At 64.6% G+C, this 14772-nt stretch carries 11 protein-coding genes and 1 pseudogene; 1 reads left to right on the top strand and 11 read right to left on the bottom strand.

Annotated elements, in window-relative coordinates; all coding sequences use genetic code 11:
- Window positions 1–81: 81 nt before the first annotated feature.
- From phoA to S6FBBBH3_RS08495, 11 genes and pseudogenes are all read right to left on the bottom strand, one after another.
- A pseudogene (gene phoA / locus S6FBBBH3_RS08545) lies at window positions 82–1362 on the bottom strand (alkaline phosphatase); the annotation flags it as partial.
- Between the two features lie 315 nt (window positions 1363–1677).
- Complete coding sequence (locus S6FBBBH3_RS08540; protein ID WP_120177344.1) at window positions 1678–2817, bottom strand: metal-dependent phosphohydrolase; 1140 nt, start codon at window positions 2815–2817, stop codon at window positions 1678–1680.
- A 137-nt stretch (window positions 2818–2954) separates the two neighbouring features.
- The gene (locus S6FBBBH3_RS08535) at window positions 2955–3866 is read right to left on the bottom strand and encodes a LysR family transcriptional regulator (RefSeq protein ID WP_120177343.1); all 912 of its coding nucleotides are present in this window, start codon (window positions 3864–3866) and stop codon (window positions 2955–2957) included.
- Window positions 3867–3981: 115 nt separating this feature from the next.
- Window positions 3982–5814, bottom strand: a complete 1833-nt coding sequence (locus S6FBBBH3_RS08530) for an aryl-sulfate sulfotransferase (RefSeq protein WP_120177342.1) — start codon at window positions 5812–5814, stop codon at window positions 3982–3984.
- Between the two features lie 313 nt (window positions 5815–6127).
- Entirely contained in the window at window positions 6128–8305 is a 2178-nt protein-coding gene (locus S6FBBBH3_RS08525; protein ID WP_123957688.1) for an AMP-binding protein, read from the bottom strand.
- Window positions 8306–8429: 124 nt separating this feature from the next.
- On the bottom strand, window positions 8430–8990 hold the full coding sequence (locus S6FBBBH3_RS08520) for a COG4648 family protein (RefSeq protein ID WP_120177340.1): 561 nt from the start codon (window positions 8988–8990) through the stop codon (window positions 8430–8432).
- Between the two features lie 47 nt (window positions 8991–9037).
- Entirely contained in the window at window positions 9038–9313 is a 276-nt protein-coding gene (locus S6FBBBH3_RS08515) for an acyl carrier protein (protein WP_120177339.1), read from the bottom strand.
- Window positions 9314–9337: 24 nt separating this feature from the next.
- On the bottom strand, window positions 9338–9598 hold the full coding sequence (locus S6FBBBH3_RS08510) for a phosphopantetheine-binding protein (protein WP_120177880.1): 261 nt from the start codon (window positions 9596–9598) through the stop codon (window positions 9338–9340).
- A gap of 85 nt (window positions 9599–9683) precedes the next feature.
- A complete protein-coding gene (locus S6FBBBH3_RS08505; protein ID WP_120177338.1) occupies window positions 9684–10655 on the bottom strand; it encodes a lysophospholipid acyltransferase family protein in 972 nt (323 codons plus the stop codon).
- Window positions 10652–11479 carry a beta-ketoacyl synthase chain length factor gene (locus S6FBBBH3_RS08500; RefSeq protein ID WP_120177337.1) on the bottom strand — a complete coding sequence of 276 codons (828 nt, stop codon included), beginning with the start codon at window positions 11477–11479 and terminating at the stop codon, window positions 10652–10654. Before S6FBBBH3_RS08500 ends, S6FBBBH3_RS08505 begins: the two co-directional genes overlap by 4 nt.
- A 167-nt stretch (window positions 11480–11646) precedes the next feature.
- Window positions 11647–12345 carry a helix-turn-helix transcriptional regulator gene (locus tag S6FBBBH3_RS08495; RefSeq protein WP_170143904.1) on the bottom strand — a complete coding sequence of 233 codons (699 nt, stop codon included), beginning with the start codon at window positions 12343–12345 and terminating at the stop codon, window positions 11647–11649.
- A 397-nt stretch (window positions 12346–12742) separates the two neighbouring features.
- Between S6FBBBH3_RS08495 and S6FBBBH3_RS08490 the strand changes: the two genes are divergently transcribed.
- Window positions 12743–14758 carry an FAD-dependent oxidoreductase gene (locus S6FBBBH3_RS08490; RefSeq protein WP_120177335.1) on the top strand — a complete coding sequence of 672 codons (2016 nt, stop codon included), beginning with the start codon at window positions 12743–12745 and terminating at the stop codon, window positions 14756–14758.
- Window positions 14759–14772: the final 14 nt, after the last annotated feature.

Here is a 14772-nt window from a genome sequence, read left to right as displayed (position 1 = left end):
AGCCTTGACCGCCGGGCTTCCGGCATCCCGGGGCGGTCGGAAACGTCCCGGGATGCCGTGTGCGACGGTTGCGGCTTTGCCTCACTTGAGACCCATGGCGTCGCGCATCGTGAAGAAGAGGTCGGTCTGGTCGGTGAGACCCGTCACGTTCGCGGCGTGGGGACCGTAGGCCGCCACGCGCAACTGCGTGCCCGTGTGTCCTTGGTCGTCTTCGACTTCGCTGTTGCCGTAGGAGACCGTCATCGGAACGCCGTCGGCGGTCATGACGGAAGCGGTAAGGCCCGGGGCCTTCGCGTCCTGGTAGACGATCTGGCAGGAGTGAGCGTGGTCGGCCGTGACGATCACGAGCGTATTGCCGTCCTTCTTCGCGAAGTCGAGCGCGACCTTCACGGCTTCGTCGAGGTCGACCGTTTCGCCGAACTGCCCGCAGGGATTGGCCTTGTGGTCTTCCTTGTCGATCGACGCGCCTTCGACCTGCAGGAAGAAGCCGTTCGGATTCGTCTTCAGAAGTTCGATCGCCTTTTCGGTCATCTGAGCAAGCGTCGGATGCTCGGCCGTGCGCTTCGGGTTCTTTTCGCAGACGACGGCGGGTTTCTCAAGGTTGCCGTGGTAGGAGGCCTTCGGACCCGTGAGCCGCACGGGCATGTTGCCTTCCGAGAAGAGGCCGAGGACGGGCTTCGTCGAGTCGGCGGCTTTCAAGGCCTGCATTTCGGCCGTATTCGTCACGATCCGGTAGCCCGCTTCGCGCGCGGCGTCAAGGAGCACCTTCCCTTTGAATTCGCCGCCCTTGGCGACTTCTTTGAAGCTCTTCATGCCGCCGCCGAGCGTCACGTCGGCGCGCGCCTTGATGAACTGTTCCGTAATCGAGCCGATGCCGCCGTTTTCCGCGGCTTCCTTCGGGCACTTTTCGCTCGTCGCGCTCGGGCCGTAGCACTTCCTCTGCGCGACGTGCGCGACGACGGCGGCGGGAGTTGCATCCTGCAGTTCGGCGGTCGAAACGTTGCCCGTGGCCTTGCCGGCCTTCTTCGCAAGTTCGAGGATCGATGCGTGGGGCTTGCCGTTCACGTCGACGCCGATCGCGCCGTTGTAGCTCTTCACGCCCGTATTCCACGCGGTCGCGGACGCGGCCGAGTCCGTCACGTAGCGGGGCTTGTGGGTCTTGGGGTCAAGCGAATAGTGCGTGTACTGGCCCGTGAGGGGCAGGGCGTCGAGGCCGGGGAAGAAACCGCCCGCACCGTGCGCGAAGTTGCGCGCGGCGGTGATTTCGCTGTCGCCCATGCCGTCGCCGATCAGAATGATGACGTTCTTGGCGGTCTTGTTTGAAAGCGACTGACGGACGAGCTCGGTCTGGTCGCCCGCAAGACGGCGCGTTCGATCGTCGGGAAGGTTTCGGCGGCATCGGCGGCATGGGCCGAGCCGAGAACGGCCAGGGCGGAAGCGGCGGCAAGAGCGACGGCGGCGAGCTTGAAAGTGCGGATCATGGAAGTTTCATCCTAGAAAAAAAAGTGCGGGAGGGCGGCGTGAAGCAATTCGCTTTCGATGTGCTTTCGGTTCGCAGCGTCCCGCGGAGTGACGGGTGCTCGGGGGAGACCTTCGGTCGGTCGAATCGGGCATCCGTTCACGGGTTTCAAGATTGAAAAGGGTTAAAGGGGCAAGGGTCGGAATCCTCTCGACCGATCAGGCCTTGAGGATTCGGGCGACGTCCGCGGCAAGCGCGGCTTCGCCCTCGGTCGAGAGGAGCGCCCAGACGCGCATCGCGGAGAGATTCGCGAAGACGTAGTTGCGGAAGCTGTTGAAGTCCTTCTCGCTCGTCAAACCGTAGGTCGAAGCGGCGAGCTTTTTGAGTGCCGGCAGGCTCCATTGACAAGCGGGGCCCGAAAGAACGAAGTCGTGGTCCGCGAGGTGCACGACGAAGCCTTCGCTGCGGCGCGGCAAGGGCAGCGTCTTCTTGTCGGCGGCCAGGAACCCGCGCTCGACCGGATCGACTCCGGCGATGATCGCGGCCGCACGGATCCAGCCGACGACGAGCGCTTCGCCCGCGGGCGTTCCGGGGTGGTCGTGCGCTGCGGCTTGCGCGACGACGACGCGGGCGGGAAGTCCGCGCTTCATCGATTCCGCAAGACTCAACACGTGGTGTTCGCCCGTCTTCGCCAGGGGCTTTTCGACGCGCGAGGAGCCGTCCGGCTGCCACGCGAAGACCCAGGGCTTGTGAAGGTCGTGCAAAAGTTCTCCGCTCACGGCGGCGTCGTAATCGAGGTCGCAGTCGAAGACCGAATCGTAGTTTTCAAGCAGGCGCACGGCCGACAGGACGTTGAGCGCGCAGTGGGTCGCGAGCCCCCCGGGGTAGGCGTGGTGGCTCGCGTAACCCGAGCCCGGGGCGCTCCAGAAGGGCTGTTCGGGACGGCCCTTCTGCGTCACGTGCGGAAAGACCTTGTTACGCTTCGCGTCGATCAGCCCTTCGGCCTTGAGGGCCGCGAGCACCTTCCCTTCGTCCGTGTCGGCCACGGTCGGGACGGGGTCCTTCAGGATCGCGAGGACGGCGTTGCGCAGAGCCGGCTCCCGGAGCGCTTCCGCCGCGTCGACGAGCACGCGGAAGGCGTTCGAAACGAGCGCGCTTTCGCGCGCCGTGTCGACGGGGCTCATGGCGAGCATCTCGGCGACGGTGCGTTGCGTCAGGGGGTGCTCGAACGAGGGTTTCAGAGCTTCGCTCACCGCCGCGGCGGCGGGCGACGAAAGAAGAGCGCCGAAGGGCGCGGCGGCTGCGAGTGCGGCCGAAGAGGAGCCGAGCAAACGGCGTCGGGAAATCGAAACGGACATGAAGAATCATCCGGTGAACCGGCGAAAGTGCCGAAGCACATTGTCTCGACTCGATGTGACGGGGCGGTTGCAACTGGATGAAGAATGCGTGGTACGCGTTCGGTTTCGTGACAAACGAATGAAGTTTTGGGGCGCCCTCAGGCCTTTCCCGCGTTCGCGATCAGCGCGGCGCGGAACCATTCGAGTGCGGGGTCCCCCGCGCCGCGCTCGTGCCAGATGAGTTTGGGCTCGAACGCTTCGTCGAGTTCGGCGGGGGCTTCAAAGGTACGCAACACGCCCAGTGTGTCGTAAAACGAAACGGGCGAAGCGGTCATCCGAAGGACGAGGTGCGAGGTGCGCACCATGAGGAGCGCACTGAAAAAGGAGGGGGCGGTGACGACGATGCGCCGCTCGCGCCAGCGTTCGGGTTCGAGCGCGGCGTGCGAGCGGTAAAAGACGCTCGGCGTGTAAGCGACTTCGATGTGCCCGAACTCGAGCAGATCGTCGAGCGTGACGGTGCCGTTTTGTTCGAGCCGTGCAAGGAGCGGATGGTCGGGCGCAACGACAAAGCACGTTCCTAACGAGGCGAGCACCGCATGACAAAAACCTTCGCCGACTTTTCGTACGGGTGAAATGACGAGATCGAGCACGCCGCTTCTCAAGTGTTCCTCCCAACGATTGTCCAGCGTCACGATTTCGATTGAGACGCCCGGAGCCGTGCGCGCGAGCGTGTCGAGCATCGGACCGACGAAGCGCACGGCCCGATCGAGACATCCGATGAGAAAACACCGCCGGAGCGTGGCGGGCGAAAAGCTTTCGGGCTCCATCAGATCGTCGTAGTCCGCCAGAAGCGTGTTGACCTTGGGAAGCAGGCGGCACATGCGCGCCGTCGGCGCCAGGCCGCCCGAGCAGCGCGTGAAGAGCTCGTCCTCGAAATGCTCGCGCATGGCCGACAGGAGTCTCGATGCGGTCGAGACGGGCATTTCGGCGAGAATTGCCGCCGAGGCGAGGTTGTGGGTTTGGCAAAGCGCCTTTAGAAGACGCAGGCTCTCAAGGTGAAGTGTTCTCATCGTATGCTCGGAGATCGAACCCAGGGCGGCGGACTGGTATGACGGAGCAGGATAAAGGAACGGAACGCCGCGGGTTGCTGCCGTCGGCGTTCCGTCGGGGGACGAAAACGTCCGCTTACTTGGCTTCGGCGTTGAAGGCCTTGTCGACGTCAAAGCAGAAGGCGCGATAGCCCATCGTGCTCTTCAAACGAATCTCGACGGAGGGTTCCGAAGCGCCCCACTTGAATTCGTTGATGACGGGGTTTGCGGCCTGCTGATGGAAGAGCTTCAGGTTGAGATCCGCCGTCGCAGAGTAAACAAGGACGGAATCCTTATCCTTCTGGTATTCGACCATCGATGTGATAGGGCTGAACCATTCGAAGCCATGCTCTTTCCCGTAGCTCCAAACCTGTTCGACCGTCATTTTTTGCTGATCGATGCGGTAGATCACGGCGCGGCTGTACTTGTCTTCTGCCAGTGCGGGTTGCTCCATGCCGCGACCGTCTCCGTTATCGAAGACCGAGAGGTAAAAGATGTTCTTGTCGGACTTCTCGTCGATACGCCAGGCGGCGTGCTGGGTCCACGTCCAGTCGAAGCCCCCTTCGCACTTGCTGCCTTCACACTTGATGGGGTTGCCCTTTGCGTCGATGGGTTTCAGAACCTTGGAGGCGAGTTCACCCTTCCAGCCTTCGGGCGAGGCGAGAATCCACTTCACCTTTTTGTCGCGACCGACCTTGACGACGGCGGACTGGTTGCGTGAACTCACGACGATCGAATCGTCCGACGGGTCGTAGTCGACAGAGTTGACGTGCGCCCAATTGCGCCCGACGCCCACGCCCGGCATGTCGCCGAAGTTGTCCTGCGTGTCCATGGCGGCAAGCTCTTCGCTCGACAACGTCTTGCCGTCGAGCGTTTCGTCGATGTTGAGACACACGGCGCCGCGGTTCATCGCTTTGATGGCCACGTCGCGGTACGGGTCGAGCGACTGCCAGAGACGCCAATCGTCGACTGCCACGCCGTTTTCGTCGAGTTCGACGACGACGTCGCGCACCGTATGGACGCGCTTGCCGTCGGGGCGACGTTGATCGGCGGCGGAGACGCGCAGGAACATGTGTCCGTTGTCCGCAACCATCAGCGCGTGGGAGAAGTCGGCGTAGTTGGCGGGTAGCCGGCGATTGAAGATTTCCCGGCCGAGAATGTCGTACTTGGCGTAGCGCTGGCCGTAGCCGAACGTGATTTTCCCGTCGGCGTTCTGATGGAAGCCCATCATGACGCCCGCTCGGTAGATTGATTCCGGATCGTAGATCGAGTCGGGATTCATGTACCAGCGCACTTCGCCCTTCGTGTCGAGAATGGCGTTTTGCGGGTAGTAACTCCACTCAAGCGCGCCGCCCATGGGATTGTTCCAGACTACGCGTCCCTGCTGCGGAGCCGTGGTGAGAAAGTTGTTGATGAAGTAGAGGCGGTCGGCGAATTCCGGGTCGACTTTCACCACTTCGGTCTCGAACATGTTGTGATGCTGATTCATGCTGCCGTTCGTCGGAGTGTAAACCGCAGGCGCATACATGCGGTAGACCTCTTTTTCGATGCGGACCTTTTCCTTGCCGTCAAAGCGGGTGTAGGAGACTTCCACCGTGTTGTTGTAGTCGGGGTAGAGCCCGAAAACCGGAATCCCGCCGTGCGTGCGCAGTTCGGCGTCGTTGACTTTGTAGTGGATTTCCTGCCCGTTCGGCTTCGGCACGATGCGCACCTCGGCGTCCGAGAGTTCGTGCCCGCCGTTGCGGATGACGGCCGTGAGCGGGGCGATCTTGTAGGGGTTCCCGACGATCTCTCCGATACTGCCTTGGCCCTTGAACTGTACGGCCGGACCCGAGGCTCCGTCCCCCGCGAGGGCGACTTCGGCAGAAAAGGCAGAGGCGAGTGCGAGCGTGACAGCGAGAGATGCGCGCGCGAAACGGTGTCGGATCATGATTTTTCTCCTTGAGGCGGTTGATGCGTCGGCGCAGGCCCGTGGTCGGCGGGACTTCGTCGAGTTGTTATTCGCATTCTCGGAAAAAGGCGAACCGCGCACCATCGGCGCTTTCGTTCGGTCTTCGCTCAAATGTGGAATTCGGTTTTGACGAATCGGGTAAAAACGAGTGTTCGCCGCCCGGACGGCCCGAGGAGGAAAACGGAGCGTCGAAGCACTCAACGCAAAAAAAGCCGCCTCGAGCTTGGCTCGCGGCGGCCGGTCGGTTGCCGGGTTCGGTGGAGTCAAACGAGACCGCCGTAGTCTCCCGCACTCATGCGGGCTCGGACGACGCGTTTCGTTCGGTCGGGCGCCCGAAGACGATCGTCCCCTGCGCGTGCGGGTGTTCGACGTACGCGCCCCGCAACGCATCCGACGTTTCGGCGTCTTCCGTCCGTTCAACCCGCTCCATCCGAATCCACGCAAACTTCACGGCGATTTCTCCCGCCTTTTCCGAGGGGATCGTGAGAACGAGGTCCATCGTCATGCCCGGGGTCGTCGGGGCCTTGAATTTGAGGTTGCGCACCGATCGGGTGGCAAACTCCGAGCCGCCCGGCACGCGCGCCTTGACCGCGCGCTCGACGAGCACCAATTGCGCGACGCCCGGCAAAATCGGCACCCCCTCGAAATGCCCTTCGAACCACGCGAAGGTGTCGGTCAAGCGCGTTCGAAGCCGAGCGGTGCGAACGCCCGAAGCCGAATCGCACGCATCCGACACCGTCACCCACTCGGGCTCCCGCGCGTCAAAACATCGTTCGGCGGAGCGCGCCGTGCACTTCCCCTGGGCGTTGACGGGCATCGCGTCGACGAAGCGCCAGCGCTTCGGGGTCTGCAACGGCGTCACGCGCCCCGTCAAGCGCGCTTTGATGAGTGCCGTGAGGCGGGACTTCCCTTCGGCGAGGATCATGTCCCGCGCCTCGGGGGTCAATTCGACGAGAGCGGCGAGCGATTCGCGCCGCCGCGCGGCGCTTGCGGGGTCCAAGAGCACCCGAACCGAGCGCGCGAGGCCCGTCGCGAGAATCTCCGCCTCGATGTCGGCGGGCGAGACGCGCATGCCTTCGATCTTGAGAATACGGTCGGTGCGACCGAGCAGTCGAAAGCGCGAGATGTCGCCGTTATCGGTCTTTTCCGTTCGCAGTTCGATCCGATCCGCCCCGGTTTCGCCTTCGGGCGACCGGATTTGAGGGCCCGAGACCCGCACGCGGCCCGTCCCCTCCGCGCGAATTCTCCCCGTTTCTTCGTCTTCGACCGACACCGAGACGCCCGGCATCGGGCGCCAGTCGGGGGTCGCGACCGTCCCCGCCGCAGAGCATTCGCGCATGCGCCGCGCGATCCCGCCCGTTTCGGTCGAGCCGAGGACCTCAAGCGGGAAGCGCCCGAAGGCGTCGTGCGACAAGAGGGCGCCCGCTTCGTCCAAGGGACCCGCCGAGGAGACGACCGCCAAGGGACGCCGCACGGGGTTTTCGCCCGTGAAAAGCGGCGCGAAGAGCGTTGCATCAAGGCGCTTCAAGTGCGCGGGCGAGGTGACGAGCACGGTTTCGAGCCCGAGATCGCGGGCGCGACGGAAGGTGCGCGCAAGGGCCTCCGGGTAGTGCAGACGTGCCGAGGTGAGAAGGACCGGCGTCTCCCGCAGGGGCCGGCCGCCGATTTCGGAGCATTCGGTTGCCTCCCGTACGAGCGAAAGGAGCGGCCAAAGCAGCCGAAAGAGAATCCCGTAGATGTGCTGGTGCGTGACGGTGGCAAGCACCGCGACGGAGCGCCCGTCGGCGAGTGCCCGCGCCACTTCGGGCAACGCCCGAAGCGCCCGATCCACGCCTTCCACCTCCCGAAAGAGTTGCTCCAGGCGTTTTGCCACACGTTTCGCGTCCCCGGTGCTGCCGCTCGTGAAAAGCGAGGCGAGGTCGCGCTTTTCGGGAAGGACGGGAAGCGCGGGAAGAGTTGCGCTACCGGCGGTCCGAGTAGGCTCCGTAAAGGCGACGAGGTCCCGGGCTTCGTCCGGCTGCTCGCGCTCGTGCCAGGCACGGGCCGCATCGAGCGCGATCCCGTCGCCCTCTTCGAGAAGGCCCCCTGCCCGCAGGCGCTTCAGGGTTTCGGGCAAAGCGTCGCTTCCGAGCATCGTTTCGACGCCCGCGCCCCACGCTCCGAAAAGGAGCGCCGCCCCTTCGAGGGTGTCGTCCGTCAAAACGAAGAGTCGCCGCGGACGGTCGGTCGAAGGAGAGGTCCCAAAACCTGCCCGCGCAAAGGTCGCGCGCCAGGCCGCCGCACGTCGCAAAAACGCTTCGGCCGTCACGGGCTCAAGTTCCTCGTCCGTATCGCGCAGAGCCACGAGCCTGCGGGCGAATCGGGGATCGTCGGATCGAAGCGCGAAAAAGCGCGCGAGAAGCGACGAGGACGATGGCGAGGACGAGGAGAAGGCGTCGGAAGCAAACGAAGAAGACGACGAAGACGGCATGGGCGAAGCGAAGCGGTCGGTAATCAAACCGAAAAGTATAACCGTCGGTCGGAAGCCTTTTCAGAATCTTCGGGGGCTTCGCAGGAGGGGCGCAAGAGGCGGTCGGGCAGGATTTGTTCGCGCCTCAGGATGCTTTCCCGCGTCGCATCGCAATCGTTCGGGCGAGGAATTCTCCGGCAAAAAGGAGGCCCATCGCCGCGTAACTCAGGCACCCGTTCCAGAGGGCCCAGAGGTCGGGGTCGCCGAGGATTACGGTCGCAAGAGCCGTTCCTCCGTTTGCAACGAAAAAGGCGCACCACACGCGGGTGACGCCGCGGCACCACCGTACGCCTTCGGGCGGGAGGTCCGGGTCTTTGAGGCGCGCCAGGCGTTCGACCACGGGCACGCGCCCCGCGGCAAGGCTCGACGCAAAGAGGACGAGCAAAAACCCGTTCATGAAGACGGGATAGAGAAGCAACGCTTCGGAGGAATCGAAGAGCGCCGCGCAAAGTGCGAGGACCGCGGCAACGGCGGCCGCTCCGGCAGCTCCGCGGCGCTTCGCGGGGTCGCGCTCGACGAAAAGTCTCAGCAGGGCGAGCGCGAAAAGACCCGCCGCCACGACGTCCGCTCCCCAATGACGAAGGCCCCACCAGACCCAGAGCGGATAGGTGAGGCCGAGCACGACGAGAAGCGCGCGGGCGGGCATGCGAAATGAGGTACTTGGAAGCGCGAAAGCGCGGATGCCCCTTTCGGTTATTCCTCTTCGGGGCGGTCCAAAACGCGCGCGATCACGGTCACGACGTCGCCGAGCGTGCGCACGGTCTTGAAGTCCTGGGGCGTGACGCGACGGTTGCCGAGGTGGGGCTTCAACTGCACGATCATGTCGACCGCATCGATCGAATCGATGTCGAAGTCTTCGTAGAGACGGGCGTCGAGGGCGATTTTTTCGGCCGGAATTTCGAAGTCGTTGACGAGAATCTCGCTCAGGATTTCGTAAATGCGCTGTTCGCTCGGGGAAAGTTCGGTCATGGTGTGTCGCAAAGCGGTGTCGGATCAGTTGCGGTGGGCGGCCACGTAGTCGGCCAGGGTCTTGACGGAGCGGAAGACCTCGCGGGCTTCGGCGCTTTCGGCGGTAAGCGTGATGCCGTAGGTCTTTTTCAAGGCGAGCCCGAGTTCGAGCGCGTCGATGCTGTCCAGGCCGAGGCCTTCGCCGAAAAGGGGCGCGTTCTCGTCGATATCCTCGACGGTCGTGTCTTCGAGATTGAGGCTCGAAATGACGAGCGCTTTGATTTCGTTGATGAGGGTCGAATCCATAATCTTTTCGGCTCCCGCCCGCATGCGCTGCGGAGCCGACTCCGTGGGTTAAGTGGACGCAAAGACGTTGCGCGCGCCGGGTTTTTCAAGGCTCGTTTCGAAGCGCTTCGCTTCGTCGGCCGTCCTTCGCCCGGGGCGGGTCGACCTCGAAGAGGCGGCGCGCCAGTTCGGCCGTGAGGCGTCGCGCGGCTTTCGGCGGCCTTGAATTATATAGTTCCTGATAGTCGTCAACGGGAAGGTCTTCGAGAACTTCGAAGGTAAGCGTCATCGGTTCCGGGGGCAGCTTCCACCAGGCGCGGTCTTTCGTGAGCCAACGCGGACGCGCCGTAATCCGCACGGGCGTAATCGGTCGGCGGGCTTCGAGTGCCAGCACCACGGCCCCGCGGTGCATGCGCGGGTATTCGCCCGGCGGGAGATCCACGGGCGTACGCGTCCCCTCGGGGAAAATGACGAACGTTGTCCCCGCGTCGAGCTCCGCAAGCAAGGGCTGCAGCGCGTCCGGTCCCGCGTCGTTCGGGACGTAGCCCGCCGCGCGAATCGGCGCGCGCGTGAAGAGGTTCTTCGCAAGCGACGCCTTCACGATCGTCGTGGCGTTGCCGAGTTTGCTCATGAGGCACACGACGTCGATGAGCGAAGGATGGTTCGCGAGCAAAATGAGGCCGGGGCGCTCCAAGCGCTCCGCGTTTTTCACTTCCACCCGCACGAGGCCGAGCCCGCGAATGACAGCCACGAAAATCGCAAACCACGCGCGCACGATCCGACGTGCCCGAAGCGTGCGGCTTCGCGGGTCCTTCGGTCCGAAGAGGTACCCGGGCGCCGCCACGAACGGAAAGACGAGTCCCCCGAGCCCGAAAAGGACGAAGGCCGAAGCCGTCCCGAGAAGTCGAAAGAGGTCCGCTACGGGGCCGAAGACCGGATTTCGGGCGCGCGGGGGCCGCTCGCCCCTGCTGCCGTCGATTGCGGCGTCGGCAGGGGCGTCGTTGGGGGCGTCGGGCGCTTTGTCGGTTTCGACGTTCTCTCGACCGGTCGCTCGGCCGGCGGCTTCCGGGGCCTTCATCGGACGCGGGCGCTCTCGGGCGCTTCGGGTGTTTCGGCGGAATCGAAGTCGTCGCAGAAGGCTTTCGTCTTCGTCCACACGTGCGCGACCCGACGATCGCAGCGGGTCAAAAGCGGCGTATCTTCTTCTTCGAGCCACGCAAAGACCTCCCGAAGGGCGGAAAGCGCCCCCGCGGGCTCGGTTAGCCTCGCATCGATCGTTTCGTCTTCGGCTCTCGGGCGCGTAAAGAGCGCGACGAGAGGCTCCCCTTCGGGCGCACCCGTCTCGCAGATCGTTCGGGCGGCTTCGGGTTTCGCGCGAGCAAGGAGCATCGCTCCCGCAAAGGCGGGCGCGGATTTTTCCCCGAAAACGCTCTCGGGCGCTTCGTCCGCCACGAGAAGCAGTACGCGCGGGTATTCGCTCAAAAGACCCACCGCCGCCTCAAAGCCCGCTTCCGCCGTGAAAAGCCCGCCCGCAACGGCGGTTTCCGCCCCCGTGTGTCGAGCGGCAATCGAAAGAAGCGCCTCGATCCCGTTGTGAACGCTCGTTGCAAAGTGCGCGGGCGAGACACCCTCTCCCGCACGGATGTTGCGCATCTCCTCGACCGCCCGCGCGATGTCGGCACGGCGCGACGCAAACACCCAGGCGGTGTCGCTCGCACGCGCCGCGCGTTCGACGGGGTCGTCGGCCGCAACGTCCGTCGGTGCCGGCAGGGCGGCCGCGGCCGCAAGGCGCCCGAGGGGCGAAAGACGCCGACGCAACATCGGGGGAACGGTCGACGCGGGGGAGGTGCCGCACTCGGAAACGAAGAGTCGCAGGGCGAGAAGTCGTGCGCAGGTACGCATGGCGTGGGGAAACGGGTGAGGAAAAAAGGGATGTCGACGGAAGGCTCATTTTAGCCGAGACGCTTCTCGAAACTCGTTTTCGCCGGGAGGCCTCGCAGGGTGCAGGTCGACCCAAGTCCGAGGGCCCCGGCGCAAAGCGCCGACCGCCCTTGCGCTCCGTCGTGCGTTCAGCGCCTCCGAACGGCGTCGAGATCGCTGTAAATCGTCACCTTTGCCACGCCGAGGCGCTCCGCCGTACGTTCGAGGGCGCCTTTCACAAGGAAGACGCTCTTTTTTTCAAGGAACTCCAAGACCTGCAGACGCTTTTCTTTCGTGAGCGGTCCCGACGCACACGCTTCGTCGACCGCGGCGTCGATCAGGCCGTTGACGAGCTCGAGCACCGTTGGGGTGGGTTCGGCGGAGGCGCCCGCAGCGCGGGGGACGTTCCCGCACGCGGGCGCCGCGCTCGGAGGGGCTGCTTCGAGCGGACGGATTTCCGGGGAACACGCGTCGGCGAATCCCGGAAGCAGCCTTCGGATGAAGTCGAGCTGTGCTTGAACGGCCGTCACGTCCGCGTTGATGCAGAGTGCGCCGATGAGCTTCCCCGTTTCGTCGCGCACGAGCAACGACGAGGAACGTATGAGTCGGCCTTCGAAGCGATAGTAGTAGTTCGCGAATACGTCGGTTTCCTCCGACCGCATGGCCTTGTCGACGAGGTGCTTGAAGGTGTCGCCGATGCGGCGTCCCGTCACGCCGTTGTTTTCGATGTGTATGACCGAATGCGCGGGTGTCGTGAGGTCGTGGAGGACCACTTCGCAGTCGGGCCCGAACGTACGGGCAATGAGACGGGCGACGCGGACGTAAGGCAAAAAACGCGGATCGGTCATGCGAACGGAAGACGGGGTGGAAGGAGGCGGTCGGGCTCGGGCATAGAAAAAATTATCGACCACGGGCGCCGATCCCTCCCTATAATGGATCGACCGTCGCGCGGCGACGATCGGGAACGGTCGGAGCGCGCGGCAAGACAAAGCCGTCCCAACGACGGAAAGTATAGAACTTTTTCTATGTTCGCCCGAGTCGCGTTCCCGTTGCCGCATTTTGCTCCGAGCGCTCGATTCCCGCAAAGCCCCGCATGCAAGGCACAAAAGACGGTGCCTTTGTCATTCGGACGGCCGACGGCTTACTTTTCAACGACGGATACGGGTACGCGCGGCTTCGCCCCGCGTCTCGTTCCACTTCCCCCAAAAAAAGCGAAATACGGGGGTCCCCCGAGGAAACACTTCTATGGACGAACTTATCTACGGTGTCTGGAACGGTCGCGTGCACGACTACCGACGCGACTTCGGTCATCCGACGCCCGAGGACGTGCCCGTGGGGGCGCTCCAAAGTTTCAATCCCGGCAACCCCGTGGCGGGCTTTGCGGGTCCTCAGGGGTTTCTTGTTTTCGACCTGCGCGCAACGCTCGCCGAAGTCCTCTACAGCTACTACCGCAAAGCGCGCCGTCTCTCGTGCGGGCGCTGCACGCCCTGCCGCGCGGGCACGGTGATCATTGCCGAAGCGCTGGAGAAGGCCTGTAACGGCGAAGGCGAATCGGTCGACTGGGCGTACGTGCGCGAGGTGGCCGCTCTGATGGCGGAATCGAGCCTGTGCGGGATCGGCCTGACGACGCCCGCGCCGATTCTCGGAGCGATCGATCACTTTCTTGACGACCTCCGTCACGCGCCGACGGTCCCCCGCGGCACGCGCGACCATTACGAGGTCGCCACCGCCCCCTGCATCGAAGCCTGCCCCGCGCACGTCGAAGTGCCCCGTTACATCGACTACATCCGCGACGGTCATCCGGAACTCGCGACCGCCGTTTTGCTTGAGCACTACCCCCTCGTCGGCTCCTGCGGGCGCGTGTGCGTTCGCCCCTGCGAAAAGGCCTGCGTGCGCGGTCGCGTCGACGCCCCCGTGGCGATCAAGGATTTGAAGCGTTTCGCGTCGGACAACGCCGGAGAAGCGGTCGTCGATTTCTTTGAGAAAGCCCCCGCGCGCGATCTCCCGAGCCCCTTGGCACCTTCCGTTGCCGTCGTCGGGGCGGGCCCCGCGGGGCTCAACTGCGCCTATCACCTGCTTCGCCGCGGCGTTCGCGTCGACGTTTTCGAAAAGGAAGACCACGCGGGCGGCATGGCTCGTCTCGGCATTCCCGCCTATCGCCTCCCCAACCGCTTTCTCGAGACGGAAACGGACGCCGTCGCGCGTCTCGGCGGGCGCGTGCATTACGGCAAGGCCCTCGGGCGCGATTTCTCGATCGGGGACCTCTTCCGCCGCGGCTACCGCGCGGTCTTTTTGGGGCTCGGCTGCCCCGAAGGGCAGTACCTCGGGCTGGAGGGCGAAGCCACCGACGCGAAGGGTTACCTCAAAGGGCTCGACTTTCTGCTCGACCTCGAACGCGCCCAGGACGAGGGGCGCTCCATGCCTCTGAAGGGCGACGTGGTCGTCGTCGGCTGCGGCAACGTCGCGATGGACTGCTGCCGCTCCGCGCGGCGCCTCCTCGAAGGGACTGGCGGTCGGGTGACCGTTTCCTACCGCCGCACGCGTGCGAGCGCCCCCGCGGACCCCGAGGAAATCGAAGCGGCTCTCGACGAAGGGATTGCCTTCGAATTCCTTACGGCCCCCGTTGAAGTGGTGGTCGAAGGGGGTGAAGTGGTCGGGCTCAAGCTCGTTCGGATGGCCGAGGGCGAACCCGACGCGAGCGGTCGGCGCTCGGTGCGTCCGATTCCGGGGAGCGAATTCGTCATTCCCTGCTCGACCGTCGTGGCGGCGATCGGGCAGAAAACCGATCCGTCCGTCTTCACGCCCGAAGACGGCATCCGCTTCACCCGCCGCGGCACGATCGAAGTGGATGCGTCGCTTGCCACCTCGCGCGACGGCGTTTTCGCCGGGGGCGATGCGGCGATCGGTCCGACGAGCCTCATTCGCGGGCTCGAAGAAGGGGAAACGGCCGCCGCGTCCATTCACGAGTACCTCCTCACGGGCGTGCCCGGGTTCCTTGCGCGTCGGCGCATGAGCGAAATGCTCCGAGAAGGAAAGCTCCTTGACGCCGAGCCGCCCCAACCCGCGCCCGTAGCGAAACCCCGCGCCAAAATCCGACACCTCGACGCCGCGGAGCGCGTCAAGAGCTGGGACGAGGTCGAGCTCGGGCTCGATCCCGACGAAGCGCTCGAAGAAGCGAAGCGTTGCATGCGCTGTTACCGGCTCTTCTCGCTCACGACCCTGCGCCCGATTCCGGGTAAGAGCGCGCTCGAAGAACACTGACCGGCACCGACCCC

This window comes from Sutterella megalosphaeroides (assembly GCF_003609995.1).
Lineage (GTDB): Bacteria > Pseudomonadota > Gammaproteobacteria > Burkholderiales > Burkholderiaceae_F > Sutterella > Sutterella megalosphaeroides.
Note: the sequence above shows the minus strand (reverse complement) of the source record. Positions and strands in the feature narration are given on the sequence as shown.

What these genes read in the sequence shown, in the direction of transcription:
- S6FBBBH3_RS08500 (WP_120177337.1), bottom strand. Translation starts at nt 11,479, where the DNA reads ATGCGTACCTGCGCACGACTTCTCGCCCTGCGACTCTTCGTTTCCGAG.
- S6FBBBH3_RS08510 (WP_120177880.1), bottom strand. Translation starts at nt 9,598, where the DNA reads ATGGATTCGACCCTCATCAACGAAATCAAAGCGCTCGTCATTTCGAGC.
- S6FBBBH3_RS08540 (WP_120177344.1), bottom strand. Translation starts at nt 2,817, where the DNA reads ATGTCCGTTTCGATTTCCCGACGCCGTTTGCTCGGCTCCTCTTCGGCC.
- S6FBBBH3_RS08515 (WP_120177339.1), bottom strand. Translation starts at nt 9,313, where the DNA reads ATGACCGAACTTTCCCCGAGCGAACAGCGCATTTACGAAATCCTGAGC.
- S6FBBBH3_RS08495 (WP_170143904.1), bottom strand. Translation starts at nt 12,345, where the DNA reads ATGACCGATCCGCGTTTTTTGCCTTACGTCCGCGTCGCCCGTCTCATT.
- S6FBBBH3_RS08530 (WP_120177342.1), bottom strand. Translation starts at nt 5,814, where the DNA reads ATGATCCGACACCGTTTCGCGCGCGCATCTCTCGCTGTCACGCTCGCA.
- S6FBBBH3_RS08520 (WP_120177340.1), bottom strand. Translation starts at nt 8,990, where the DNA reads ATGCCCGCCCGCGCGCTTCTCGTCGTGCTCGGCCTCACCTATCCGCTC.
- S6FBBBH3_RS08535 (WP_120177343.1), bottom strand. Translation starts at nt 3,866, where the DNA reads ATGAGAACACTTCACCTTGAGAGCCTGCGTCTTCTAAAGGCGCTTTGC.
- S6FBBBH3_RS08525 (WP_123957688.1), bottom strand. Translation starts at nt 8,305, where the DNA reads ATGCCGTCTTCGTCGTCTTCTTCGTTTGCTTCCGACGCCTTCTCCTCG.
- S6FBBBH3_RS08505 (WP_120177338.1), bottom strand. Translation starts at nt 10,655, where the DNA reads ATGAAGGCCCCGGAAGCCGCCGGCCGAGCGACCGGTCGAGAGAACGTC.
- S6FBBBH3_RS08490 (WP_120177335.1), top strand. Translation starts at nt 12,743, where the DNA reads ATGGACGAACTTATCTACGGTGTCTGGAACGGTCGCGTGCACGACTAC.